We start from the raw sequence: 25,406 nt of genomic DNA, 5'->3' as shown, positions 1-25,406 counted from the left end.
AAGAAGAAGGAAAGGGACAGACGAAATCGTCTGTCCCTTTTGCTTTGCAGTTCGCCTTGCGACTCTGCTCTCTTCGGTGGTTTAAGGCAGGATGCGCGATGCCACGATGGTGTTTGCTGTCGCGTCGCCTGCCAGATTGCTGGTGCGCAGCAGCACCTCAAAATGAGGCATCCGATTACCTTTTATGTGGGATTGGCTGCGCAAGTGTGCCATCTGCTTCGTATCAGAGAGAAACTCCCAGGCACACTCGGTTCCTGCCGTGGAAGTTCCTTCAAGGATCAGAACATTACTATCCGCTGATCCGCTGCCAGTGGTGAAGATGACCTTGCAGAAAGCAGTATGCAACTGGTCTGTGGGATCAGAGCGCCACGATGAAGGTTCGCCGGGCATTGGATGTTTGTTCTTTACGGTGTAGGTGGTGTCATTCTGATCTTTCACCAGCACAAAGTTCATCGAGCCTTCAAACATGTGGCTCCACGGATTCGTCTCCGCGCTGCCGATGAGAACAATGTTGCGATCCTTCAGATCGTTTGGCCGTATGTCTCTCGCAAACCGCAGCAAAGGAGACTGATGCATTCCCCATGCGATTTCTGAAATGCCGTGCACGATATCGAGGTCCAGAATAGAGGTATAGCGCCTGGAAACCAGCATGTCGGCGGCCGTTTGTTCAGAGGCAGAGCCGCGTGCCTCGTGTGTGAAGCTCCCAGTGATGTACTCCTGCAGGCTGACATTGCGGCGTTGCATCTGTTGCCACATCACCAGACTGCTGTCGCCGGGAACGATCAATGTCTGGCGATCACCCGTGAACATCGTCTCCCAAACACTGGCAACGGCGTGAGCACGCTTCCACGACGCCACGGTAAAGATGGTTGCTGCACAAGCAACGATGATTGCGGCGACGGCAAACGCCCATCGCCATCGTGTTCGTGATGGAGAAACCGAAATGGCTTCCGACTCTGACGCTGCTTCATCAATCTCTTGGGTGGCGATGTTTGTTTCGGAACCGAGTTCCGATGCGACCGCATCGTTTCCTTTGCGTTCATTTACAAAGCGAGGAAGATAACCACCGCGGGGAATGAAGATGCGGACTGTCTCCTGCGCGCCTTCACGCAGGTAATACAGTTCCAGCTTGCGACGAAGCCGACTGGCGTGCGAGCGAACAATGCCGTCGACGGTGGGATCAAAGTCCTCTGGAAGCTGGAAGACGGAGGAGCCAATGTTGCGTTCGTTGATCTCATCGCATCGTCCTGTTCGTTCTAATTCGCAGATGTGTTGCAGGAAGCTGGAGAGTCGCTCCGAACGCTGGAAGTGTCGCGAGGAGAGAATGCGATCGACAACCTCTTGCTTCTCCTGCGATGAGACTTGCTCCTCTGCGCGCATCGGCTCCCTTTGGTCTTGTCAGCTTGCTGCCATGCTACAAACCCACCGTGAATATGGTGCGAATTATGAATAGACGATGATTATCCTCCGCATGCAACAGATGCGATCTGATTGATAACGCGCGGGTTGATACGTGTTTCGGTGAATTGTCTGGATGGCCCGAAAGGGGAAAGCTACTGTCATTCCAATCGCCTCAATAGAACGAGTAGATGGACCATGGCGTTCCCGAAGTGCGCCTGTATGTCTACGTAATTTGGTGGCGGTCAACACCGAACCCTAAGGAATGACGATGCTGCCTCGCCACGTTCGCACCAGTGCGATTGTTCTATCTGCGTGTACTCTCTTCTCCACGTCGCTTGTAAGTCAGGAATATCGCGGTTCCATTTCAGGCAGAGTGCTGGACGGTTCCGGCTATGCCATTACAGATGCTGAAGTCTCTGTACGTTCGCATCAGGATGGTGGTTTGGTGAAAGCCACCACAAATGCCGAGGGCTTTTACAAGATTCCGTTTCTCAATCCTGGAACTTACGACCTCACCGTAAGCAAGGGTGGTTTCAACACGACGAAGATGGTGAACGTCGTGGTGTCTCTGGCGCAGAACAGCGAAACGAATGTCTCGTTGGCGGCGGCAACGGTCGCGCAGGAAGTTGTGGTCACATCGACCCAGTCGCTGGTCGATACGGAATCCGCTGACCGTGGCATGACGATCGAAACCAATCGCGTGCAGAACACGCCGCTGCAGGGGCAGAACATCTTCGCGCAGGCGTGGTCGGCTCCAGGTGTTGCTGTAACCTCGGCCGCACAGCGCCTTCGTCCGTTTGACGTGGGCGGTTCCACGGGCATGTCCATCAACGGTGGACAGCCTGGAGGAAATGAAGTGCTGGTGGACGGTGCTTCAGCGCTGTATCAGTCCAGCAGCGTCGCGTATGTTCCACCGGTCTCTGCTACTGACGAGTTTCGCGTTCAGACCTCTGTGTACGACGCGCAGTATGGATGGACGAGCGGCGGTGTGGTGAACGTTGTTACCAAGTCCGGCACTAATCAGTTTCACGGCTCGGCGTATGAACTTCTTCAGAACACGCTGTTGAATGCGAACACCTTCAATTCGAACTACAACAAACAGCCGCGCGGATCGTCGCACATCAATACTTTTGGCGGATCGTTTGGTGGACCCATCATCCGTAATCGTGTCTTCGGCTTCTTTGCGTATGAAGAATTACGCCAGTTCATCCCGGACCCGTTCACGACTTCTGTACCCACGGCACTTGAGCGCACCGGCGACTTTTCGCACAGCTATTACGGCACCGACGGCAGCGGTAAGAAACTGCTGCGCACAATCTACAACCCTTATTCCACACGCTTGGACCCCACGACGAACAAGTATGTTCGTGATGCCTTTCCTGGAAATGTGATTCCGAAGAGCATGATGAGCCAGGTGGCGATGAATGTGCTCGCCGGTTTGCCCGCAGGCAATGTTGCAGGTACTGCCGTCACGAATCTGAACAACCTGGTGAATGGGCCGAACTCGCGTAAGTTTACGGACTTGTTCGATAACTGGTTGCTTCGTGGCGACTATGTGATTTCACCGTCCACTCGTTTCTTTACGCGCTACTCGCGCAACAAGCTAACCGAGTCGCGTGGCTTTATTTATTCCACGAATGACACAATCAACCCCTTCGACACGACGAAGAACTCGCGCTATAACCGCGAGAACCATAACGCTATTGTGCAGTTCACGCATGAGTTCAATGCGCGTATGACAGTGGATGTTCGCGCGGCATTTGAACGATTCCTGCTTCGCAACGGCGCGTATCAGGGTCTGAATTATGGCATGCAGAAGCTGGGCTTTAGCAGTGCGTATGCCAGCGCCATCCCTGACAACGTTCCTGTGTTCAACATGTCTGGATATGGTGGCGCAGGTGCACAGCCGCAAGGTATCAGCCCCATTTCGCAGGGCAACACGTTTGCAGGTCTTCTTTATCTGCAGGCGGGACGTCACACGTTGCGCATGGGCGGCGAGGTCTATCTCAACCGCGTTTACAACATCTCGCCGGGATTCAGCTCTGGTAACTTCACCTTCAACACGATCTTTACGGGCAGTGATCCGAGTGCCGCGAACTCTTTCTCGGGCAGTTCTATCGCATCATTCCTGCTTGGCTCCGCGGCTTCCGGTTATGTGGATGTGAACCGCTCCTCTGCTCGGCAGCAATTGTTGAACTCGCTATTTTTGCAGGATGACATCCGCTTCTCCAATCGCCTGACAGTAAATGCTGGATTGCGCTGGGACGTGATGACGCCCATCACGGATCGTTACAACGCGCTGGCACGCGGCTTTGATTACAACGCAGCCAGCCCGCTCAGTGTTCCGGGCCTTACGCTTAAAGGTGGCCTGCTGTATGCCGGTGTGAATGGTCAGCCGCGAGGCATCTACAACACGGACTGGAACAACTTCGGACCGCGTGTGGGCGCAGCGTATCGCGTGAACGATAAGACAGTGATGCGCGGCGGTTATGGCCTGGTGTATTCGCAGACCTTTGATGATCCGGGCAACCCTCCGGGTTTCAGCCAGCAGACAGCGATGGTGACTTCGGTCGTTACCGGCATTCCGTCGAACACGCTGGATAACCCGTTCCCCAGCGGGATTCAGCAGCCTACTGGTTCTGCACTTGGATTGTCCGCGAATCTCGGTCAGGCATTGACCTTTGCCGAACCGACGCGTCGCGTTCCTTGGACGCAGCAATATTCGTTGGAATTGCAACGTGAACTTCCGCTTCGTGTCCTGTTCAGTGTCGGCTATGTGGGCAGCCACACAAGCAGCATTGGCGTTACTCGTTCCATAAACGAGATCTCCGCGAGCGATCTTGCTAAGGGAACAACGTATCTTTCCGCAAGTGTTGCTAATCCTTTTGCCGGTCTCCTGCCTGGCACAACGTTGAATTCGTCTACAGTGCAGCGTCGCCAGTTATTGCGTCCTTATCCGCAGTTCCTGTCTATCTCCGATATGTACAGCTCAGTGGGTGCATCCATGTACAACGGCATGCAGGCGTTACTGCAAAAGCGTATGGGCAAGGGCGCAAGTGTCAGCCTCTCTTACACGTATTCCAAGACATTGGGACAAACATCGTTTGCTAATGCTCAGGATGCGAAGCCAGAGAAAGTGGTAGCTGCATGGGATGTGACGAACAGCATCCAGATCAATGGTGTGTATAACCTTCCGTTCGGTCGCAACCAGGCATTTGGCGCATCCACACCGGCGTTGGTACGCGGCATCATTAGCGGATGGCGCATCAGTGCGATAGCCCGCCTGCAATCGGGTTTGCCGTTGACCACGCCGACTGGTGTCGTTCCGACGGGCGTCAGCGCCAAGCTTGCTCACCCCACCTTGAACCGCTGGTTTAACACCTGCACGCAGCTCAGCAATGGAAATACGCAGAACTGCCAGACAGGCGAAACACCAGTGTGGGTCACACGTGGTTCGGACACGCTGCAGATATGGAGCACACGACTCAGCTACGTGCGTAATCCTCCCATCCGCAATCTGGATGCAAGCGTGATGCAGGAAACGCCCATCCATGATCGTCTGACCTTTACACTGCGCGCAGACTTCCTGAATCTAACGAATACGCCGCAGTGGTTTAATGGCCCGACAGTAGATTCCACAAGCAGCAACTTCGGGCACATTGCGGGCGTGTCAGATCAGTCAAATCTGCCACGTGTCATTCAGCTCGGCGCCAAGCTTGTCTTCTAACACAAACCTATACGTAGCCGACTCCAAGATGGAAACTTCTATGTTGGCCGAGGACTCGCGAAACCTTTGGTGTGAGGTGTGTAGAAGGGAATAGACGGGTTATGAAAAACGGACTGAGTGGTTTTATCCACTCAGTCCGTTTTCTCTATGAGTGTTGTGTGGCTTACCGTTTGACGAGTTGCGTTAGATACTCCAGAGCACGCGGATCGTTTGACTGCCCGAGCCAGAAGACTGCCTGTTTGCGAACAACAACATCCTTATTGTTCTGCGCCAGTTCAATGAGACGCGGAGTACCTTCATCATTCGGCAACCGTGAGAGTGCAAACACCGCAGATTTACGCACGCCTTCATCGGGGTCGTTTTCCGCCGCATCGCTCAGGCTTCCAGCAACGCGCTTGCCCGCAACATTGGCCATCCAGAATTGGGCTTGTTTGCGCACTTTTGGCGATGCGTCTTGATGCGCGGTGCGGATCAGAATGTCCGCGGCGGATGGTTCACGGGTTAAGGTCAGGTCGAAGGTCAGCTTCTCACGAAAGCGGTCATCCTTATCGTCGCGCAGCCAACTATCAAGCGGGGCTAACGCCTCTTTGCCATGCTGCGTGCTGAGCCAAAAGGCAGCCTTCTCACGCACTGCAAGATCGTGGTTTGCAGAAGCGAGCGCTACCAGCGCCGGGACCGTTGCGGCCGAACTGTGAATGCTGATTGCAAAGATTGAACTGTCGCGCAGCTTGTTTGATGTGGCGCCCTCTGCTAGTGACTGAAGTGTCGCGATACTTTGAGTAGGATCAACTGTTGGCAGAAACTCGACCTTCGTTCCACCCGCGTCAAGTTTGCGTTCTGGATCTTCCACACGAACGGTCTGCACTGCATGATCTGCGATGCGAAGCAAGAGCAGGGCTCGATACGACTCGTGGGGGCTATCATTCTGATCGTCCCTGTCGTGATTGTGATCACCTTCAAGATAGGCGATGCTGTCAGAGTTCCAGCCGTTCTGAATTCTGCGCGAAGTGGGAATGGTATAGGCGAGCCACGACACCGTATTCGCGGCCTTCAATGCATTGATTTCGCTCGTCAAATTTGATGTGGATGCAACGCTGAACTGCCCGTTCTGAACCTTCGGCTGCTGTGCTGCGAGCGGAAGAGCGAGCAGAGATAACAGGATCATTTTGCGCATGGTGCCTCCTTCAAGGCATGGAATGTCCGGGACATGCTGTGCGCATGTCTGGAGTGTTATCGCTGTGAGTGGCTTACTTCAGAAGTTCCATCATGTAATCGGTTGCCGCTTTGTCCTTCATCAGGGCAAGCTGGGAAACGATGTCGTGCTTCAGGCTAAGGTCTTTCTCGTTGCGTGCGAGTTCTACCATTTGTGTTGCGTCACCGGAGATGAAGAGGGAAGAGATGACTGTTCGCTTGATGGTGCGGTCGCTTGAAGTGCGATAAATTTCCACGAGTGTGTCATTCGCTCGCTTGCCTTGAAAGACACCCATCATGCGGATGGCATGTTTCTGCTCTTCCGGGGCGACCTTTCCTGTCGCTACATCGCGCACCAGAGCCTGGGCCTCAGGAGAAGGGTTTTGCGCAAGCATCGTAAGCGCTCGCTGTTTCAATTCGGGCGTGTTGTTGCCGGTAAGGATGTTGCGAACGAGTGGTAGCGCCTGTGCAGGATCGCGGTTCAGCAATGAATTCAAAGCGAGAGCCTTTAGGTCGGCGTCAGACCCCGCGCTGCTGTGCCGTGAAGCTCGGTCACCTACAGCCTCGGTGGTGGAAGCCGCTCCTGAGGCCGTCAACGCAGCGCAGTCCTTGTTCCATGTGCTGTTGGCGAAGCTTGTATGCAACTGTGAGCAGGTATTACTCGCTAACTCATCGCGACCAAGTTTGTTTAACGCATATGCCTTCCAGTACAGCGCGGCATCCGCCTTTTTACCCTTGGTTTCTACTACGCGGTCAAAGCTGGCAATCGCGTCCTGCCACCGCTGTTGGTCCAACGCTTGTGTGCCGCGGGTGTAGTCGTCTTCAGCAGAGACTGCAGTAGGGGCTTCGATAACGGCTGCATGCATCAGCGGGGAAGTGCAGCAGGCGATCAGAAGGCATGCTGTGTGAAGGTTGAGTTTCATTGAGGTTCTCCAGTCAGATGGCTGTGGTTCTGGCGCAGAATGCGCAGGTCGAACAAAAGTCCGTCAGTGTTCATCTCCACGCGGAGCTGCATTCCGCCTTCCTCGGGATTGTGCGCTGATGTCAGCACGCGCCCCAGGCGTTCCAGTGCAACCGCATCCGGTAGATCACCACGGTTGCGCGCCTCACGCAGATAGACTGCATTGGTTGTGAGCAATCGCGCGCCTTCTGTCTGTGTCTGTTCGTCCAGCGGCGCAGTGGCGTGATTCACGACCGTGAGCCAGCGCTCGGCGCGATCAAGATGCTCTGAGATGCTTTGCGTTCCAACGTTCTCTACAGGTGGTCGAAGCTGGATCACTCCTGCTTCATCTGGCTCCGCATGTTTGCGCAGAAGACGTGGCACGAAAAACATTGCAACGAGCAGCAGCACAGCGATAGCACCTGCCGGAACAAATGCGAACCTTTGCCAGAAGGATGTTTTCTTTGCAGGTTCAAGGACAGGGAGACTGTTTCGCAGATGCTGCCATGCAGCTTGCATATCTGGAGCGGGAACAGGCTCTGCGGAAAAAACGCGAAGTGTACGCTGAATGGACTCTGAAAGCGCAGCATATGTATCGTCCGTCTGCAGGCGCGCGCGAATTACCTTTTCGTTGCACGGCTCACCCAGGTGGAAGGCGATCAGTTCCTGTTCATCACTTTGCAGATTGTTGTCATGCCAATGTTGATTGCTCATCGCATTCCTCCTGCAAGTGAAGCTAATGAAACGCGTAGTTTGCTAACGGCGCGGAAGACTGCCTGCTTCGCGGAATTGGGTGGAACACGCAACGCTTCTGCAATCTCGGCAATGGAGAGGTCTTCCATGTGCCGCAGAGTGAAAGCCGTGCGTTCCATCGGTGTGAGCTCTTCCATCGCCTTGTGCCGCAACCGAGCCGATTCCGCATCCAGAAGCTGCCTCTCCGGGCCCGCGTGGCCGTCGGCAACCTGCAGTGGCGTCGTTCCGGGTGCTGCTGGCTCGTCCAGCTTCTGCGCCCCATGGCTGATGTCACGCATCCGGCGTTCCACGAGATTGAGTGCAGAATTCATTGCAATGCGATTCACCCAGGTTGAGAAGTTGCTGTCGTGCCGAAAGCTCTCCAGCTTGCGGTAGGCGCGAAGGAATGCGTCCTGCGTGGCTTCTTCTGCATCCTCGGCGTTGCCAGTAATGCGAAAGGCCATGCGGTACGCAACGGGATAATGCCGCTCCATGAGCAGGCGATAACTGTCGCGATCACCGCGAAGCACACGCTGGATGGCTGCTGACTCGTCCCGTTCCATTCGCTCGATTAGACAACGAGTTTTGAAAGCGGTTAGGAAGAATTTTTCTGTGAAGAGTGTGAGTGCTGGAGATGCACTGCCGTCAGCCAAATTGGCTGTGGTTCATGATGCCAAAAATCGGGGAGTGAGGGATGGTGGATCGGAGCAGTACCTGTTTCGCCTGCCCCGTGTGGTTTACGGGGACGGCGATTCATGGCCACCGAATCCGACTTGCCTTGCTCAAGCAGAGCCGGTTCGGCTGGCCCACATCGATCGGGTCAGGCTCTGTGTAAGGTTCTCGCGAGGGTGAATCAAGTGTGTGTCGAAAGATGAAGGAGAGCTTACGCGTGTGCCGTCGATTCTCGATCCTGCGTCGTGCTAATGCGCAGGGGAATGCGTGTGCCTTTCAGTTGGTATTGGTCAATCTTGTAGAGCAGTGTGCGGTAACTAATGCGCAATGCTAGTGCCGCCTGACGCCGATTCCATCGTGCTTCCTCCAGAGCCTTTTGAATCAGGCGACTTTCGGTCTGATCCCTGAAATTCCGGACAATGGATCGCATCTCATTTACGTTGCTTCGAACTGGGGTTTCGACGGAACATACAGGGGCCTTGGAAGCTCTGCCGAGTATCTTGCTTTCAATGTCTGCGAGCGATGATTCATGTCCCTTTAAGACCTGCATGCGAGTTACGGCGTTCCCAAGTTCGCGCAGATTGCCCGGCCATTGATATTCCATCAACACAGACATCATGCGAGGCGAGACGTAAACGGGTTCTTGATACAGTGCAGCCGACTGCCGCTTGATCATCTCTTCCACCAGGTACGGGATCTCTTCCCGGCGCTCCCGAAGCGGTGGCACCTTGATGGTGAAAGCGTTGATGCGGTAGTACAAATCTTCACGGAAAAGCCTGTCTGCGATCGCGCTCTCGATATCGATGTTTGTCGCTGCAATCACGCGGACATCGGCTGTGGAGATGCTTCTGGCGCCAAGACGGGAATACCGACCGTCCTGCAGTACATGCAACAGTTTTGCCTGCATCGCTGCGCTCATCTCACCAATCTCGTCCAGCAGGATCGTCCCCTTGTCTGCCTGTTCGAACTTTCCGGGCTTGGCCTTTACTGCACCCGTAAACGCGCCAGCTTCATAGCCAAAGAGTTCGCTTTCAAGCAAGTCCGGCGGCAACGCCGCGCAGTTGACCGAGCAGAATGGATGGGCTGCTCGCCGTGACCGCTTATGCAGCAGGTTCGCGATCACATCCTTACCGACACCGCTTTCACCCAGAATGAGGACGGGCACATTCACTGCAGCCAGAAGACAGATGTTTTCATAGATACGCCACATCTCCGGACTGGCCGTCAGGAAGTACCGATTGTTTGGGATGTCTTCGATATGGAAGTATCGCGGCTTGGTACCGTGCGGCGTTTCTCCTTGAGACGAAGTGAATACGTCTGGCAAATCCTGAAGATGGGCCAGGATCTCCTCGAGTTCAGAGGGTTGAACCGGAGCATTCAGAGTATGGTCGATGCCGAATCTCCCGGCATCTTCCTTCCAGTGGCTCACGCCCATGGGCAAAACCATCCATATCCTGTCTTGTCCGACAATCCGCACTAGTTTCGAGAGAGAGGCCTCGTCGCGTGGTGGTCGTGAAGAAACGTCAACGACGACTGCGTCTAGTGGCTTACCTTCGGCAAAAGACAGGCCTTCTGGTAAGGTTTCGAAGGTAATGGCTTCATGTCCTTCAAAGGTTAGTGCGGCCACCACAGCATGGAGAAAGGGAGTAGAGGTACTAATAACAGCGACGGTACGTGTCTTCGGCATACTGAATCCTTGGCTTAATCCTGATGCAGGAAATCAACGATTTAGAGCAAAGCGGAACCCCGTTCCTGGAGGGAAAAGGGAATCGGGAATTCAATGACACAGAAAGCGCAGTAAAACAGGTTGAAGCGGTTACTCGTGATCAGGGCGATCATTGGCAACAGCCACAGCTTCGGCATAGTATTGGCCGGACATGTGCATCGCAGAATCGGTGGCAGAAACCATGGGGATCGTGGTGAATACGGTTGACCGCGGCTGGGCAAGCAGAGAGAACGGCAGAAATACCAAGACCTTCAATAGGAAAAGACCTACTCGAAGGACAGTTTTTGTGTGAATGTGACGGGTAACAGGCTGCAAGATCACGACTGCCTCCAAGCACTTGAGGGACTTTTTTCCGTCCTCACTCCCTAATGCGTGAAAAGTGTGGCGATCGTGCCAATGTTTTTTCGACAATCTGGCATATCACTGGAGAGCCCGGAGTAATTCCGGGTATACTCGGGCCATTCGACACTGAAGTGGCTTTTTCGAGGACTTCCCATGTTGGATTCACTCAATCCGAATGCTGAGCCACAACGCGTCACGCAGTTACTGCGGCGCGCTCAGGCAGGCGACTCAGAAGCTGCTTCCGCTCTGATGCCGCTTGTTTACCGTGAGCTCCATGCGCTTGCAGAGCGCAAGATGCGGTTTGAGCGTCCAAACCACACGCTCCAGCCCACCGTTCTGGTCAACGAAGCCTATTTACAGCTACTCAATCTGGACAATCTCGATTGCCAGAACAAGGCCCATTTCTTCGCCCTCGCATCGAATATCATGCGTCGTGTGCTGGTCGATCATGCACGATCCGCCAAAGCGGCGAAACGGCCAGGCGCCCATCAACAGGTCACACTCTCATCACAAGCGCTGGTGTCAGCGCCGCCAATCGATATTTTGGCGCTGAACAGTGCCTTAGAGGCGCTTGCGACCTTCGATAAGCGGCAGGCACAGGTCGTAGAGATGCGTTTTTTTGCCGGCCTCTCCTTTGAAGAGATTGCAGAGGCGCTTGATATTTCTGTCCGGACCGCGAAACGCGATTGGTCCATGGCAAGAGCGTGGCTGCACGCAGAACTCGTGCCAAGACGCAGCGCGCCCTATGGATGTTGAACGGTGGGAGCGCGTTAAGCAGGTTTTTGATCTCGCGGTGGACGCTCCTGAAGCACAGCAGCGCTCCATCGTTGAAACCTCATGCTCAGGAGACCCGGACCTTATAGCTGAAGTCCTGCGTCTATTGGAATCGGATGCTTCCGCCGGTGATTTTCTTGAGGACGCCGCGGGTGATCTCCATGACTACCTTCAACCTGAGAATCGCCCTCCACGCTTCTGTGAGGGAGATATCCTGGCGCGACGATTTGAGATCAGGCGATTCATCAACTCCGGCGGTATGGGGGAGGTGTATGAGGCTTGGGACAAAGAGTTGAATCAGGAGGTTGCGGTTAAAACCATCCTGCCCCATATCGCGATCCATGCTGAGGTTATCGAGCGATTCAAGCAGGAAGTACGGCACACACGCGAAATTTCCCACCCGAACATCTGTCGTGTTCACGAGCTCTTTCTGCATGATGAACCTGGCGAGGGGCCAACCTGGTTCCTGACTATGGAACTGCTACGGGGACCCACGCTGCTTGAGCAAATCCGTCAGGACGGACGGCTTGCTCCTGAGTTGGGTGTGCTTGTTGCATCCCAGCTTCTCTCGGGAATTGAAGCTGCGCACGCACAAGGAGTCACCCATAGAGATTTCAAAAGCGCCAACGTGATTCTGGCCGATGCAGGAAACGGGCTTACCCGTGCGGTAATCACGGACTTTGGACTCTCAATACGTATTCGGCCGGGAGAAGCCGCGGTGGACGGGGTGAGCGGTATGGGCACGCCCGGCTACATGGCGCCGGAACAAGACGAGCACGGACAAGTGAGCCCTCTGGCAGATCAATATGCCTTTGGTGTTGTCCTGTACGAGATGATGACCGGTTCGCGTCCGCAACCGACGACGATCGGAGTAGCGGCTAGGAGTAAAGCTGCGAAGCGAGGCTATCCTGCCCGCTGGGACGGAGTGATTCGACGTTGTATGCAGCACAATCCGGCGGATCGGTTCGCCGATATGGCTGCGGTACGGAAGGCACTCCTGTTACCCAGTTGGAGAAAGCACTCCGGCTTACTTGCAATTGCCGCGACCGTGCTGGTGATCGCCGGAGGGGCGTTCCTTCTGAGGGCGGTACACACGCCAAAGACGGAGCCCTGCCAAATCTGTGATGTGAGACAGCTCACCCCCGACACCGACGAATCCGAAAGTCCCTCACTCTCTCGGGATGGGAAGTATCTTGCTTATTCATCTGATCAGGCGGAGAGCGGAAATCTCGACATTTTCGTTCAGCCACTGCCGTCGGGGGCGCTGAGGCGCATCACGCGCGACTCCTCACGGGATGGAGATCCAAGCCTTTCGTCCGACGGCAGCATTGTCGCCTATCGTTCAGAACGGAACGGGGGAGGCATCTATATCGCAAGCGTGCAGAATCCAGAGGGCACCAAATTGCTCGTACCGCGGGGCAGAAATCCAGCCATCTCTCCGGATGGTCAACGGTTGTTGTATTGGACCGGAGACCCGGATCAGAGCAATCTTTCCGGAAAGCTCTACGTAATGCCGCTCGCAGGGGGTACACCGCAGCAGCTTGCGCCGACATTTCTAGATGCGCGCTTCCCGGTGTGGAGTTCTGACGGTACCGCTGTCTTATTCGGCGGCTGTGCAGGAAACGATCAGGAGCCGCACGGCTGCTACGACTGGTGGACCTTGAAGATCGACAATGGTGTGCCGCACGCCACGAATGCTTTTGCAAAATTACGATCGGTCAAACTACTTCCCAGTAGGTTGAACTCCGTCAACTGGATTTCAGACAGCCTCGTCTTCAGCTCCGTTGCTGACTCACGCCGCTCAGGCCTTCTCTCCCTCAGGTTGGATACGCATTCACTCGAAGCAACCGACCAGATGCGATGGCTTCTCAATGAGAATGCGGCAGATTTGGATCCGTCCCTTTCATCCCATGGAGATATTGCGTTCACGCGGACATCAGGTGCACTGCATGTCTGGCGCATCACGCGCGCAGCGAAAGGACAGAAGCATGAGCTGGAGAAAATAACGCAGGATGCCGGCGTGGACGGTTCTCCCTACGTTGCTGAAGGAGGTAGAGCTATCGTCTACGAAAGAGGACGACAGAGAGAGCGACAAATTCTTCTACGAGATACGACTACTGGCAAAGAGACTACATTGATTGATTCCGGAACATCCGTACTGTCCCCGATCATCGATGGCGCCCTGAAGTGGATCGCCTATCAGCAAGTCGAAAGTGATGGTAGGAGCGCAATCTATACAGGACAGCTTGGTGAAACCATGAAGAGAGCCTGCATGAATTGCATGGAGCCGATGGGATGGTTTCAACACAATCGAACGTTCTTTTTTCGTGATGAGGCACACGGTACTGTCAACATGATGGATGCTTCCAGCGGTACGGTAAAGGTCATCTTGCAAGGGGCTGATCGATCCCTTGGAGATATAAATTGGTCTTCAGAGAACGGCCTTCTTCTGTTCATGGAGTCGCGAAGTGATCGCAAACGGATGTATGCGGTCCGCCTTAATCCACAAACAGGAGAGGCTGATCGCACCTGGATTCCGATCCCTACCGGTGCCGGTACACCGTGGCATCCTCGCTGGTCCGGAGATGGTAAGACGATCTTTTATGTTTCCAACGCCGACGGCTTTTCCTGTATCTATGGTTTGCCATTCGACGTAAAGACCAAAACGTTTGGAACTCGCTTCGACGTTGCGCACTTTCATAAGCAAAGAGCATCCATCGACAACGTCTTACCTCGCATCTTCAATTTATCGGTTGCAGGCGACACAATTTATTTGAACCTTGGGGAACAGAGTTCTACAATCCAACTCGGAAAGCTAACAAATCACCCATAATCGATCTCGCTTGGGCTATTTCCAATAGCAACGCCGGGCAAGATTGAGAAGATAACGAGGTAACATGGCACGTGTTCCTGGTTCGTCCCCCTCTCCGAAAAAAACTTCCAAGGTAACAAAGGCTCCATCAACTTCTTCACCCAAGAATGCTTCGAAGTCAGCGAAAACCGCGAGGCCTCAACCTGGCGGATCGCTTGGGCTGTCGCCCACAGTAGTGAAACGGGAATCTCTCGAGGTGAAAGTTCCTTATACAGAAGAGGGACGGATCTTTCTTGCGAAGCTTCAGGAATTGCTGCGAACGAAAGAACTTCCGTTTAAGCAGGTATGTTCCCCAGGTCAGACAGCAGTTGACCCGAAAAGTTCAGGATCTGGCGGTACCACTTACGCACTCGAGCTGCGTATTGAGCAAGAGGGATACCCTCCGTTTTAGCGCGATTCCCATTCGGAAAGTGGAGACACACCGATGCACTTCGCGCTCGTCACGGCACCGACGGTCACTGAGTTTCGAACACGAGAAGAGATTGCGAGCAGGGCAGTGCAACAGGCTGCTCTGCAGCCGCAGCTTGGCATTCTAAGTGTCGCTGCGGTTCTTGAAGCAGAGGGAGATTGTCCCCACGTCTTTGACGTCAACGCAGAGTACCTTCGCTTTGCCGCTGACGTTGGGGCTGATCGCATCGATGACTTCGCTCATCATCTTGCGTCTACGGTCGTGCGCGCCAACGCAGATGTATACGGTTTTAGTTCCATCTGCAGCACGTTTCCGCTGAGTCTAAGAGTCGCGCGCGCGGTAAAAGAGATTCGGCCCTACGCGACCATCCTGTTCGGTGGTCCGCAAGCATCTGTTGTGGATGAGAAGGTCGTCGCCAGCTTTCCGTTCGTCGATTTCATTCTTCGTGGCGAGGCGGAAAAATCTCTTCCTATCCTGCTGCGTGAATTACAGGGTGACTATGAATTCTCACAAGTTCCTGGGCTGACATTCCGCGACCGACAAGGAGTGCGGCGTACTCCCAACGCACCTGTCATTGAGGACCTGGATTCTCTGCCATCTCCGTCCTATCACCTCAGCAGTTATCTTCATGGTGCGAAATCCGCGTCGATTGAACTCGGCCGGGGATGCCCTTTCTCCTGCACATTTTGTTCCACGAATGATTTCTTTCGGAGACGGTTTCGGCTTCGATCCCCAGACCGCGTCCTGACAGAGATGCGTTCCATCGCTACGACCTACGGCATTCGTCACTTCGAACTCGTCCACGACATGTTCACTGTGGATCGAAAGCGTGTCGTCGCATTCTGCGAAGCGATGCAGGCTTCAGGAGAAGATTTCACATGGGATTGTAGTGCTCGCACCGACTGCATTGATAAGGAATTGCTGGAGCAAATGAGTGCAAGCGGATGTCGCGGTCTCTTTTTCGGAATTGAATCAGGATCAGTGCGCATGCAGCGCATCATCGACAAAGATCTTGACCCGGCCCGAGCAGAGGAGATGCTTAGGGTCTGCGAGCACCTGGGGATTCGTACAACGGCGTCGCTCATCACTGGTTTTCCAGAAGAAGAATGGAGCGATGTTCAGGACACGTTGAAGATCTACATGCAGTCCGCACGTTGTTCCCTGTCGCATCCACAAATCAACTTGCTCGCACCATTAGCGGGCACGCCCCTCTACACAAACCATGCAGAGGAACTCGTACTCGAAGATCACTGTTCAGATATGTCTCATCAGGGGCTTGGAAGTTCTGAACAGGACCTCGAACTGATTCGAAATTATCCTCATATCTTCCCGAATTTTTATATGATTCCCACTCCCTCTCTTGATAGGGAAACACTGTTTGAATTGCGTGAGTTCCTGGGAATGGCCGTGGAGCATTTTCGTTGGTTGTTATGTGCGATTGCACAGGTGGAAGATGTCTTGAAGTTCCGTGAGTCATGGCAAGCGTGGAGCGTATTACATCGTGGTCCCATGACGAAATCTGACCTGCGTCGCTACTACGCCAGCGAGATCTGCCGTTCGGACTTTCTTGAATTCGTCCGCACATCCATTGCAGACCGCAATGATGTGGTCATGACACTCGTACAAGTTCAGCAAGCGCTCAACCTCTCAAGCGCCACCGAGATTGGCCCAGATGCAGCCACGCCGTTCGCCTCACCATCAGCTGGCGAAGATCCGGAAGTTGCTTATCTCGCGCCGGGAGTCACGTTGGTTGACTTGGGTTTCGATCTTGCCGCGCTCATCCAGAGCCTCATGGAAGGCTCTTCATCGCATCTTGAGTCCAATCGCTCTTATTACGCGACCCGCACGAACTCAGGGGGGCGAGCCACCTTAGTGCAGATATCTCCGTTTCTTTCCGATGCTCTCCGTGTGGGAATAGCGGGCAGTCATGTCGATTTGCAACGCTATGTTGCAAGAGCCTTCGAAATTTCAGATGAAGAAGCCATTGAAGGCGCAACGCTGGCGCTGAAGAGCTCTTTGCTGGAGGATCGGTGGATCGTGGCCAGCACGGCCACTGGTTGATACGGTTTGCATGTTGCATTCTGAGATAGGACTATGAGTTTGCAGCCTCCCAAAAATCGGTGCAGAGAGAACGATAGGCAGCTCATCGTGAGGCAAGGCACGGTTCTTCTTACTCCGTTTAATGAAATCCCGAGACGGAGACTGGCGGAGACAACACAAGTGCCGACACAGAGATACCAATCTCGCCGGTGTGCATAGATTTGCTGAAAGTTTGGTGGACCTGAGCGGGATCGAACCGCTGACCTCCTCGTTGCGAACGAGGCGCTCTCCCAGCTGAGCTACAGGCCCTTGAGGGGTTGGCAGGCATCTGCCATGCCTATTTGCCGCTCCAGCGATGCGCTTCGCGGCGCGAGCAACAACCTGAGTGTATCAGGAAGCGTCTCCGCGCTCAAAGTAGCGTGGAAGACGCTTCCTGGGAGAGTTGGAACGGTGAAACGGGTTTAGGGGATCAAAGGACGCAGCGCGTTCAGCAGTAATTCCGCTTGTTCTGGTGGGACTGCTCCCTGTGCCATCTCAGCACTGCCACCGCCACGTGCCCCGAGTGTATTCAACGCGGTTCGCAGTGTGGTTCCGCAGTCGAGCATGCCAGGTTTCGCGGCCAGGACCACGTTGGACCGTTCTCTATCGGTGGCGACGATGTATGCCACTGCTGTCGTTGTTTCGCGGATCAGTTTGGATGCCAGCAATTTTGCATACGCGGCGTCGCGATCCGGGGGCAGCGAGTGGATGACACTTCCATGCATAGCGGAGGCCAGCTTGGCTGCTTCCAAGGATGCGATTTCGTCCAGCAGGTTGGCGCGTTCCTTTTGCAGAACGCGATTCTCTGTGCGGATGCGCTCGATGCTTGCGGTGATCTCGGACGGCGCTGTCGTGAGCCTGGCTGCGGCTTCCTGCAACGTAAGGAAGTCCGCATTGATTGCTGTGAGCGCACGGCTTCCGCAAATGAAAGAGAGCCGCAGATTGCCACGCACCTTTTCTGTTCCGCGCAGCAGAAGCGGACCGATTTCGGCGGTGGTGGCTACGTGTGTTCCGCCACATGCGTTGGTGTCGATGCCTGGAATGTCGATGATGCGGATATTGCCGGAGCGAGGTGGCAGCTTGCGCAGTAGCCCTTGTTCCTTCATCGCAACGGCTTCTTCGCTGGTGGCATAGCGGATGCCGAGTGGCAGCGCTGCAGCAATGATGCGATTCGCTTCTTGTGCTGCAAATTGCAGTTGCGCGTCGGTGAGCGCAGGACCTTCCAGATCAATGGTAGAAACATCGTCGCCGAGATGGAAGGAAACAGTACGCGCAGCGAAGTTACGGTCGAGAATAGCGGAAAGCAGATGCTGGCCGCTGTGTTGCTGCATGTGATCGCGTCTGCGCGCCGCTTCTATGCGACCGGAGACCGCTGTACCTTCCTGCAACGGTTTGGAGGTGGTATGCCACACCTCACCGGCTTCATCTTCTTCGACGTTTGTGATGGGCACTTCCAGCGAAGCGCCGGAGCGCGCCGTTGCTACAAGCACTCCTGTGTCGTAAGGCTGACCACCACTGGTGGGATAAAAAGCGGTGCGATCCAACGCGATTTGCCATACCTGCTGGCCATCCACTTTTGCCAGTTCGCGGATGGCTGTGACTTCGGCTGTAAACTCCAGCGTTGCGGGCTCGTCGTAGTAGATGCGATTGGCTGACTGAACTTCCGTCACACTACTCCCTTGGTGAGATGGAAATCAGTCCGCCGATCGCGGCCACTTCCGACTGGCTGCCAATGATCAGGGGCGTGCGCATGTGCGGTTCCGTCGGCACGATCTCCAGAATGCGATAGCGTCCATTGCTGGCAGCACCTCCGGCTTGCTCTGCAATGAAGCTCAAAGGATTTGCCTCATAGAGCAGACGCAGCTTGCCGTTGGGAGCTTTCTGGGTCGACGGATACAGGAATACGCCGCCCTTCAGAAGTGTGCGGTGAAAGTCCGCAATGAACGATCCCACATAGCGCGAGCTGTATTTCTTACCACCGACGAGGGTGCCGTCGCGGAATCGCGAAATGGCCTTGCCGTACACCTTTTGCGATTCGGCGATGTTGCCTTCATTCATGGAGTAGTACGGTCCCTGCTCGGGCATCTTCATGTCTTCGCTGCTGAGAAGGAACTCGCCTTCTGCAAGCGTGAAAGCATGTACGCCATCACCAGCGGTGTAAACCAGAATGGTGGAAGGGCCATAGTTCACATAAAGTGCGGCGATCTGCTCTGTGCCGGGCTGCAGAATGGCTTCTTTGACGGAGGTACCCGGCTTCATTGCCTGAATGGAAACAATCGTTCCCACATTGACGTTGACATCGATATTGGACGAGCCATCGAGAGGGTCAAAGATGGCGATGAACTTTGCATTCGGGCGGTCTTCAAAGATCAGCGGTTCTTCGTCTTCCTCGCTGACCACAGCGGCCACAGAGGGAAGAGCCTTCATCACTTCGATGAGCGTATTGTCAGCCAGAACGTCCAGCTTCTGCTGTGCTTCGCCCTGCACGTTTTCGCTGCCGGCCGCGCCCAGAATGTCCTCTAGGCCAGCGGTGCGAATTCTGCGTTCAATGGTTGCCGCGCCATCAGCAATTGCGGTAATCAGCGCCGCCAATTCAGGCGTGTGGCGCTGGCGCACGTGTTGAAAAAGGGTCATCGCCATGGCATTAAGCGTAGCACTCGCGAAAGATTTTCGTGTGATGTAACCGTTTATACGCAGTAAGGTGCAGTGCTATGCGCGTTGTGCGCCGCCAGGGAAGATGGTCAGTCGTGCAGACGACGGTGGGACAGGTGCGCAGCACACACGGTTTCTGCCTTCCTGTTTTGCTCGGTACATGGCCGCATCGGCGTCCGCGATCAGTTGGACCGGATCGCTGCCGGGGTGAGCAGGCCACATGGTGGCTACGCCACAACTTACTGTGGTCCACACCTCATGGTGCAATGTCGTATCGCGTTGTAATGCGGGTGAACCAGCCACCTGCACCAGCGTACGGATACGTTCCGCTACCTTGATTGCAAAAGTGGAGTCAGTGTGGGGCAGCAGCACCACAAATTCCTCGCCTCCAATGCGTGCCACAAAATCGTCTTCCTCGCGGAGTGCCTGCTGCAGCAGCGACGCGACACGTTGCAGAACGCGATCACCATAGGGATGGCCGTATGTATCGTTCACAAGCTTGAAATGGTCGACATCCACCATCACCACGCTTAGCGGGGTGCGGCTCTCCCGAGTCATCTTCCATATGTGTGTAAGTCGCGAGTCATACGCCAGCCGGTTGGGCAATCCGGTCAGGCGATCTGTAGATGAAAGCGCCACAAGTTCTGCGTTCGCATCAGCCAGCATCCCTCGCTGCAGCCTTCCGTGTAGTTGCAGCAGGTATGAGAAACGGCGATCACGCGCGATGGCATAGTTGGCAGCGAGGGTCAGGAGCACAGACCAAATCATCATGCCGCCCAGCACCAACTTATGTGTTACGGGAAGGAAAGTGTCGTTCTTCAGCCACAACACATCTGCCACTGCAATCAGGAACGTCGTCGCAGTCGCATATACAAGCTCAAGACGGATCAGGCAATTCATGCCCAACAGCATCAGAATCAGGCCCAACTGAGACTCAATGGAGACAGTGGTGTTTATGCCGTTGTGCAGGTAAAGGATGCCCAGGGCCCCCGTCAGGCAGGCGAACGCAACGCTCATCTCACGCAAGGCTACATTTTGCTGGTAGCGAACAATCGCTGCTGCCAGCAGCATGATGGGCGTGAAGATCAAAAGGCGTACGAGTACGGCGCGGAGTATATGGTCTGGCGCCATGAAGTAATCACTGAGAAGGAAGAAGTCATACACAATGCCCGCGAACAGACCGTGGGTTAGTAGCGTGCTTGTCCGGGATGCGGCCGTGTCGCGAAGGTAGCGTTCCTCCACCTCTGGAGTGAAATGCAGCCACGCCACGCGGCCCGTCTCGAAGCGACGGATCTCCTCATTCAGCAGTGGCGTGATATCACTTTGATTCTGCATTTCCATAGGCTTACGAAAAACAGCCTAGTCCTCGTCCGCAGTGTTAGCTATGCCCCAGCGGAGCCAAACCAGCCTCACCTTTTCGGGGGAGGCGGTGTAGTGTCTCTGCACAAATTGAGGTGGTCGTTTCCTGCGATCGACTTCACGACCCACCACGTAGCACCTACCTGCTACTTGTTACAATCTAGTTTTGATCAGGGTGGAAGATGCTTCAATTCTCTACAGCCGGTGAAAGCCACGGAGAGGCTCTTGTGGCCATGCTCAGCGGCCTCCCCGCCGGGGTTCCGGTGGACAGCGCATTCCTTGCACGTGAACTGTGGCGCCGCCAACAGGGCTTCGGCCGCGGTGGTCGCATGCGCATTGAGACGGATACAGCGCATATCCTCTCTGGTGTTCGTCACGGTAAGACGATTGGTTCGCCCATTGCGATGACCATTGCCAACCGCGACTGGAAGAACTGGGAGGAGATTCTCCCGGTAGAAGAAGGCGACCCCTCGCGGCATAAGGCTGTTGCATCGCCACGTCCCGGTCACGCTGACTTGGCAGGCGCGCTGAAGTACAATTTCGCCGATGCTCGTTACATTCTGGAGCGTGCTTCTGCTCGTGAATCCACGGCACGTGTTGCCGCTGGCGCTATTGCGAAGATGTTTCTCCGTTCGCTTTGTATTGAAGTGCTTTCGCACGTCGTCCGTGTAGGCGCTGTGGAACTGCAGCGGCCTTACCAGTGGGATGAGATTGTTGCCAGCACTGCCCGCGAGACAGTCCTGCTGAACTGCATCGACCCTGAAGTGGAACAGCAGATGAAGGGTGAGGTGGATAAGGCTTTGCGCACGGGCGATACCGTGGGTGGGGTCTTTGAGGTGGTGGCGCATGGTATGCCTGCTGGCATTGGCAGCCACGTGACCTGGGAAGGTCGTCTGGACGGTTTGTTGGCGCAGGCTGTGATGAGTCTGCAGGCCGTGAAGGCGGTTGAGATTGGCCGCGGCGTCACTGCTGCGGAATCCATGGGATCCACCGTGCACGACGCCATTCACTACGCCACCGAAGAGGAAGCTGTAGCTGCGCATACGCGCTTCACCCGCGAGAGCAATAACGCTGGCGGTATTGAAGGTGGCATCTCTAACGGGCAGGACGTGACTGTGCGCGGCTATCTGAAGCCGATCAGCACACTGCGCCGTCCGTTGGCGTCGGTGAACTTCGATACCCGCGAACCGGTGAAGGCGGCATATGAACGCAGCGACGTCTGCGTGGTTCCCGCTGCTGGTGTGGCGGCGGAGGCGATGGTTGCCATCACGTTGGCACGTCTGGTGCTGGAGAAGTTCGGCGGCGACAGCCTCGTAGAAACACAGCGCAACCTCAATGGTTATCTTGAGCAGATCCGGAAGTTCTAAGGCAATGATTTATCCCATCGTGAAGTATCCGGAACCGGTGCTGCAGAAGAAGGCAGAGCCTGTTACCGAGTTCAATGCCGACCTGAAGAAGTTGGCGGATGACATGTTTGAGAGCATGTATGCCGCCGAGGGCATTGGCCTGGCTGCGCCGCAGATTGGTATCAGCAAGCGCATGTACGTGGTTGACCTGTCTGTGGGCAAGAACCCGGTAGAGCGCCTTGTCCTTATCAACCCGGAGATCATCGAGAAGGAAGGGAAGCAGACCGAGGAAGAAGGCTGCCTCTCGTTGCCGGATATCCGGGACAAGGTGAACCGCCATTTCCGCGTGCGCATGCGTGCACAGGATGTGGATGGTAAGTGGTTCGAGATCGACGGTGAAGAACTGCTGTCTCGTGCCTTTCAGCATGAGTTGGATCATCTCGACGGCATTCTGTTCATCGATCGCCTCTCGCGTTTGAAGAAGGACCTGATTCTGCGGCGTATTCGGAAGCTCATCAAGAATGGTGAGTGGTAGGGCGGTAGGGTATGAAGCTGGTCTTCTGCGGTACGCCGCACTTTGCCGTACCTACCCTGGAGGCGCTCATCGCCGCCGGGCATCAGGTGGCGTTGGTGTTGTCGCAGCCGGATAAGCCGGTTGGGCGCAGTGGTGAGGTGAATCCCACACCGGTGAAGGTCGCGGCGGTGGCGCACAGTATTCCCGTGCTGCAGCCGGAGAAGCTCAAGACCAACGAGGAGCTTCGCTCCACGCTGGAGGCCATTGCGCCCCATGCCATTATCGTGGTCGCATATGGTCGCATCATTCCGCAGTGGATGCTCGACCTGCCGAAGTATGGCTGCCTTAATGGGCATGGTTCGCTGTTGCCGCGCTGGCGTGGTGCTGCGCCCATTCAGTGGGCGATTGCGGCGGGTGATTCCGAGACTGGCGTAACTACGATGCGGCTGAATGCGGGACTCGACACGGGACCGATGCTGTTGAAGCGGTCCGTTCCCATCACGGAGACGACGACCTCGCCCGAACTGTTTGTGTCTCTCGCACAGATTGGTGCGGAGCTGATGGTGGAGACGCTTGCGGGACTGGAAGCGGGAACTGTTGCGCCAGAAGAGCAGGATGATTCGCTGGCGACGCTTGCGCCTATTCTGACGCGTGATGATGCGCGCATCGACTTCACTCATACTGCACGCGAGATCGATCAGCGTTTCCGCGGCTTCCAACCCTGGCCCGGCGCTTTCACCCTGTTACGCGGGAAGAAGCTGATCGTGCATGGAATGCATGTTGCCTCGCAGCCAAGTGTCGCGGCTGCGGGTACACTGACGATTCGCGATGGAGAGATGGAAGTGGCCTGCGGTTCCGGGTCGGCTATCGTCTTCGACGAGGTGCAGCTTGAGGGCAAGAAACGGATGCCTGCTGCGGATTTCCTGCGCGGATTTCAGTTGAAGAGCGGCGAAATTCTGGGCTCCTGATGTGGAGGGTACCCCCTCCCCCCTGTTTTTCTAAAATCGTCTTTCTATTGGGTTTATGGCGCGAGTGGCTGTAAAATCGTCTGCCCATTGGGGTTAAAGGCAAAATCCTCTTTCTAAAGGCTTTAGAGGCAGCGAGCGAACACGTTTTTGTCGGCTATTTCTATTTTAATAAGCTCAGAGAAATAACATGCCAAGTCTATTTCTTTTGATTTGTTAGATTTGGGCTGCTTAGGGGCTTGACAGCTACTTTTTATCCTTCCGGAATTCAGGCAAACTCGAATTAAAAGCAGTCAGTCGAACATTGTCGATTAAGACCTTTCGAGAATGGATGGCGTCACCGGTATTCCCCTAGGCCATTGATAGACTTCCTGGGTTGGCCATTTCAGCTGATGGAGATCCGAGTGCTTTGGAGGCAGAGGTACATCTTCCTGGTGTCTCTTCTCGCGATCTCAATTTCATATCGCGGGTGGGCAAGGCAAATCCGATCGCCTGGTCTATGACGTTGTGTCCGTCAAACCTTCCAAGCCCGGTATCCCTGGAGGCATTGTTCCTCTCCCCGGAGGGATTGGGTACAACGCAACGGCAACTCTGAAGGTGATGCTCAGCGTGATGTACCGAATTCCTCTTCGCCAGATCGTTGGAGGGCCGGAGTGGACATCCACTGAAAAGTTCGATGTGAGAGTCAAGGCAGGAAATGAACACAGCATCGACGATCTTCACGTGATGTTTCAGAACGCTTTGGCGGACCGTTTCGGATTGAAAATGCATTTCGAAACGAAGGAAGGCCCAGTCTTCTTTCTGACTGTCGCAAAGTCAGGGCTCAAGATGACCCGTGTCGAAGCAGGCAACGACCGAAACATACCTATCAGCGATGGTCCCAATAACGAAGTTATCGGTAGCCGTGTTCCTTTGAACTACCTTTGTTATTGGCTCAGTCAGCGCCTGCAAAACGATCAGAGGCCGGTGCTCGATAAAACTGGTCTTCAAGGGACATACGATTTCAAGCTGTCATTTCGTCCCAAGCTTCCTCCACAGAAAGAGCCAACCTCCTCAGAACTCGATAATGCGCCGACGATCTTTCATGCTGTCAGGGATCAACTGGGCCTAGAACTTGTCCCTCAAATGGGTCCCGTTCCAACTCTGGTTATCGATCAAGTGAATCAGCCTTCGGAAGACTGACGAGCAAAGTATGAAGCAGACGTAGACGTTTGACAGGGCGGAACGAGCGATTGTGTAAATGTAAGTAGGCTTATCGGAAATGAAGCCGCGAGGCTCAAGTTAATTCAGCAATCTAATATATCCAATTGTGATTAAGACACGTGGCTGTATGAGCGCTTTAATGTTAAGGCGTTGAGGGAAAGGAGCCCTTGTGTCCGCTTTGCTTCGCTCAACAATAACGCCGCTTTTGTGAGCCTCGTTGAAACGAATGTGTTGATGTCATCGGGCTTATCGCGAGTAGTTTTGCTCATGCGCAAACTCAGAAAATCATTTCTTTTTAATTTGATGTTTTTGGGCCGACGTGGCGGGCTCGATGAGTTGACTTGTCGTCGAGAAAAGTGTTGCGCGATGTTTTTGGGAAGAAGTTACCGGTGTCACGGCACATTTTTTCAGTGCCTGATTTATTGGTTGCGCAAGTTGCTCATACTACGCACATAAAAAATCGGCCATTTGCGGCCATTGAAATGCAACTACTTCAGCACGA

The 25,406-nt window shown here is 54.8% G+C and carries 18 protein-coding genes and 1 tRNA gene; 8 read left to right on the top strand and 11 right to left on the bottom strand.

Features of this window, described 5'->3' with window-relative positions; all coding sequences use genetic code 11:
• Window positions 1–81: 81 nt before the first annotated feature.
• Window positions 82–1,380, bottom strand: a complete 1,299-nt coding sequence (locus JAO32_RS07575; RefSeq protein ID WP_334239080.1) for a hypothetical protein — start codon at window positions 1,378–1,380, stop codon at window positions 82–84.
• A 289-nt stretch (window positions 1,381–1,669) separates the two neighbouring features.
• Between JAO32_RS07575 and JAO32_RS07570 the strand changes: the two genes are divergently transcribed.
• Window positions 1,670–5,128 carry a TonB-dependent receptor gene (locus JAO32_RS07570; protein ID WP_334239078.1) on the top strand — a complete coding sequence of 1,153 codons (3,459 nt, stop codon included), beginning with the start codon at window positions 1,670–1,672 and terminating at the stop codon, window positions 5,126–5,128.
• 163 nt (window positions 5,129–5,291) lie between these two features.
• On the opposite strand, the gene JAO32_RS07565 is transcribed toward JAO32_RS07570, so the two are convergent.
• The 6 genes from JAO32_RS07565 to JAO32_RS07540 form a co-directional block, all read right to left on the bottom strand.
• Window positions 5,292–6,302 (bottom strand): HEAT repeat domain-containing protein, encoded by a 1,011-nt coding sequence (locus tag JAO32_RS07565; RefSeq protein ID WP_334239077.1) that lies wholly within the window; start codon window positions 6,300–6,302, stop codon window positions 5,292–5,294.
• A 73-nt stretch (window positions 6,303–6,375) separates the two neighbouring features.
• Window positions 6,376–7,242 carry a HEAT repeat domain-containing protein gene (locus JAO32_RS07560; RefSeq protein WP_334239075.1) on the bottom strand — a complete coding sequence of 289 codons (867 nt, stop codon included), beginning with the start codon at window positions 7,240–7,242 and terminating at the stop codon, window positions 6,376–6,378.
• Window positions 7,239–7,973, bottom strand: a complete 735-nt coding sequence (locus JAO32_RS07555) for a hypothetical protein (protein WP_334239073.1) — start codon at window positions 7,971–7,973, stop codon at window positions 7,239–7,241. Before JAO32_RS07555 ends, JAO32_RS07560 begins: the two co-directional genes overlap by 4 nt.
• The gene (locus tag JAO32_RS07550; RefSeq protein WP_334239071.1) at window positions 7,970–8,554 is read right to left on the bottom strand and encodes an RNA polymerase sigma factor; all 585 of its coding nucleotides are present in this window, start codon (window positions 8,552–8,554) and stop codon (window positions 7,970–7,972) included. Before JAO32_RS07550 ends, JAO32_RS07555 begins: the two co-directional genes overlap by 4 nt.
• Before the next feature lie 320 nt (window positions 8,555–8,874).
• Complete coding sequence (locus JAO32_RS07545; RefSeq protein ID WP_334239069.1) at window positions 8,875–10,350, bottom strand: sigma-54 interaction domain-containing protein; 1,476 nt, start codon at window positions 10,348–10,350, stop codon at window positions 8,875–8,877.
• Between the two features lie 129 nt (window positions 10,351–10,479).
• The gene (locus JAO32_RS07540) at window positions 10,480–10,644 is read right to left on the bottom strand and encodes a hypothetical protein (protein ID WP_334239067.1); all 165 of its coding nucleotides are present in this window, start codon (window positions 10,642–10,644) and stop codon (window positions 10,480–10,482) included.
• A 240-nt stretch (window positions 10,645–10,884) separates the two neighbouring features.
• On the opposite strand from JAO32_RS07540, the gene JAO32_RS07535 reads away from it, so the two are divergent.
• The 3 genes from JAO32_RS07535 to JAO32_RS07525 all read left to right on the top strand — a co-directional run bounded on the left by JAO32_RS07535 (window position 10,885) and on the right by JAO32_RS07525 (window position 16,847).
• Window positions 10,885–11,487, top strand: coding sequence for a sigma-70 family RNA polymerase sigma factor (locus JAO32_RS07535; RefSeq protein WP_334239065.1), 603 nt, complete (start codon window positions 10,885–10,887; stop codon window positions 11,485–11,487).
• Window positions 11,477–14,338: a protein kinase domain-containing protein gene (locus tag JAO32_RS07530; RefSeq protein WP_334239063.1), complete on the top strand. Its 2,862-nt coding sequence runs from the start codon at window positions 11,477–11,479 to the stop codon at window positions 14,336–14,338. Before JAO32_RS07535 ends, JAO32_RS07530 begins: the two co-directional genes overlap by 11 nt.
• 463 nt (window positions 14,339–14,801) lie before the next feature.
• Window positions 14,802–16,847, top strand: coding sequence for a B12-binding domain-containing radical SAM protein (locus JAO32_RS07525; RefSeq protein WP_334239061.1), 2,046 nt, complete (start codon window positions 14,802–14,804; stop codon window positions 16,845–16,847).
• 212 nt (window positions 16,848–17,059) lie between these two features.
• Here JAO32_RS07525 and JAO32_RS07520 read toward each other — a convergent pair.
• The 4 genes from JAO32_RS07520 to JAO32_RS07505 all read right to left on the bottom strand — a co-directional run bounded on the left by JAO32_RS07520 (window position 17,060) and on the right by JAO32_RS07505 (window position 20,852).
• Window positions 17,060–17,135 (bottom strand) — tRNA-Ala (locus JAO32_RS07520).
• 152 nt (window positions 17,136–17,287) lie between these two features.
• Window positions 17,288–18,535 (bottom strand): alanyl-tRNA editing protein, encoded by a 1,248-nt coding sequence (locus tag JAO32_RS07515; protein ID WP_334239060.1) that lies wholly within the window; start codon window positions 18,533–18,535, stop codon window positions 17,288–17,290.
• Window position 18,536: 1 nt separating this feature from the next.
• The gene (fbp, locus tag JAO32_RS07510) at window positions 18,537–19,505 is read right to left on the bottom strand and encodes a class 1 fructose-bisphosphatase (RefSeq protein ID WP_334239058.1); all 969 of its coding nucleotides are present in this window, start codon (window positions 19,503–19,505) and stop codon (window positions 18,537–18,539) included.
• A 69-nt stretch (window positions 19,506–19,574) separates the two neighbouring features.
• A complete protein-coding gene (locus JAO32_RS07505) occupies window positions 19,575–20,852 on the bottom strand; it encodes a GGDEF domain-containing protein (RefSeq protein WP_334239056.1) in 1,278 nt (425 codons plus the stop codon).
• 206 nt (window positions 20,853–21,058) lie between these two features.
• On the opposite strand from JAO32_RS07505, the gene aroC reads away from it, so the two are divergent.
• The 4 genes from aroC to JAO32_RS07485 all read left to right on the top strand — a co-directional run bounded on the left by aroC (window position 21,059) and on the right by JAO32_RS07485 (window position 24,883).
• Window positions 21,059–22,243 (top strand): chorismate synthase, encoded by a 1,185-nt coding sequence (aroC, locus tag JAO32_RS07500; protein WP_334239054.1) that lies wholly within the window; start codon window positions 21,059–21,061, stop codon window positions 22,241–22,243.
• Between the two features lie 4 nt (window positions 22,244–22,247).
• Window positions 22,248–22,757 (top strand): peptide deformylase, encoded by a 510-nt coding sequence (gene def, locus JAO32_RS07495; protein ID WP_334239052.1) that lies wholly within the window; start codon window positions 22,248–22,250, stop codon window positions 22,755–22,757.
• An 11-nt stretch (window positions 22,758–22,768) separates the two neighbouring features.
• Window positions 22,769–23,704 carry a methionyl-tRNA formyltransferase gene (fmt, locus tag JAO32_RS07490; RefSeq protein WP_334239050.1) on the top strand — a complete coding sequence of 312 codons (936 nt, stop codon included), beginning with the start codon at window positions 22,769–22,771 and terminating at the stop codon, window positions 23,702–23,704.
• A gap of 504 nt (window positions 23,705–24,208) precedes the next feature.
• On the top strand, window positions 24,209–24,883 hold the full coding sequence (locus JAO32_RS07485) for a TIGR03435 family protein (RefSeq protein ID WP_334239049.1): 675 nt from the start codon (window positions 24,209–24,211) through the stop codon (window positions 24,881–24,883).
• Window positions 24,884–25,406 lie beyond the last annotated feature (523 nt).

The sequence above is a fragment of the Terriglobus sp. ADX1 genome (assembly GCF_036877645.1).
GTDB lineage: Bacteria > Acidobacteriota > Terriglobia > Terriglobales > Acidobacteriaceae > Terriglobus.
The sequence above is the reverse complement of the archived record's forward strand: the minus strand, read 5'-3'. Positions and strand labels throughout refer to the sequence as shown.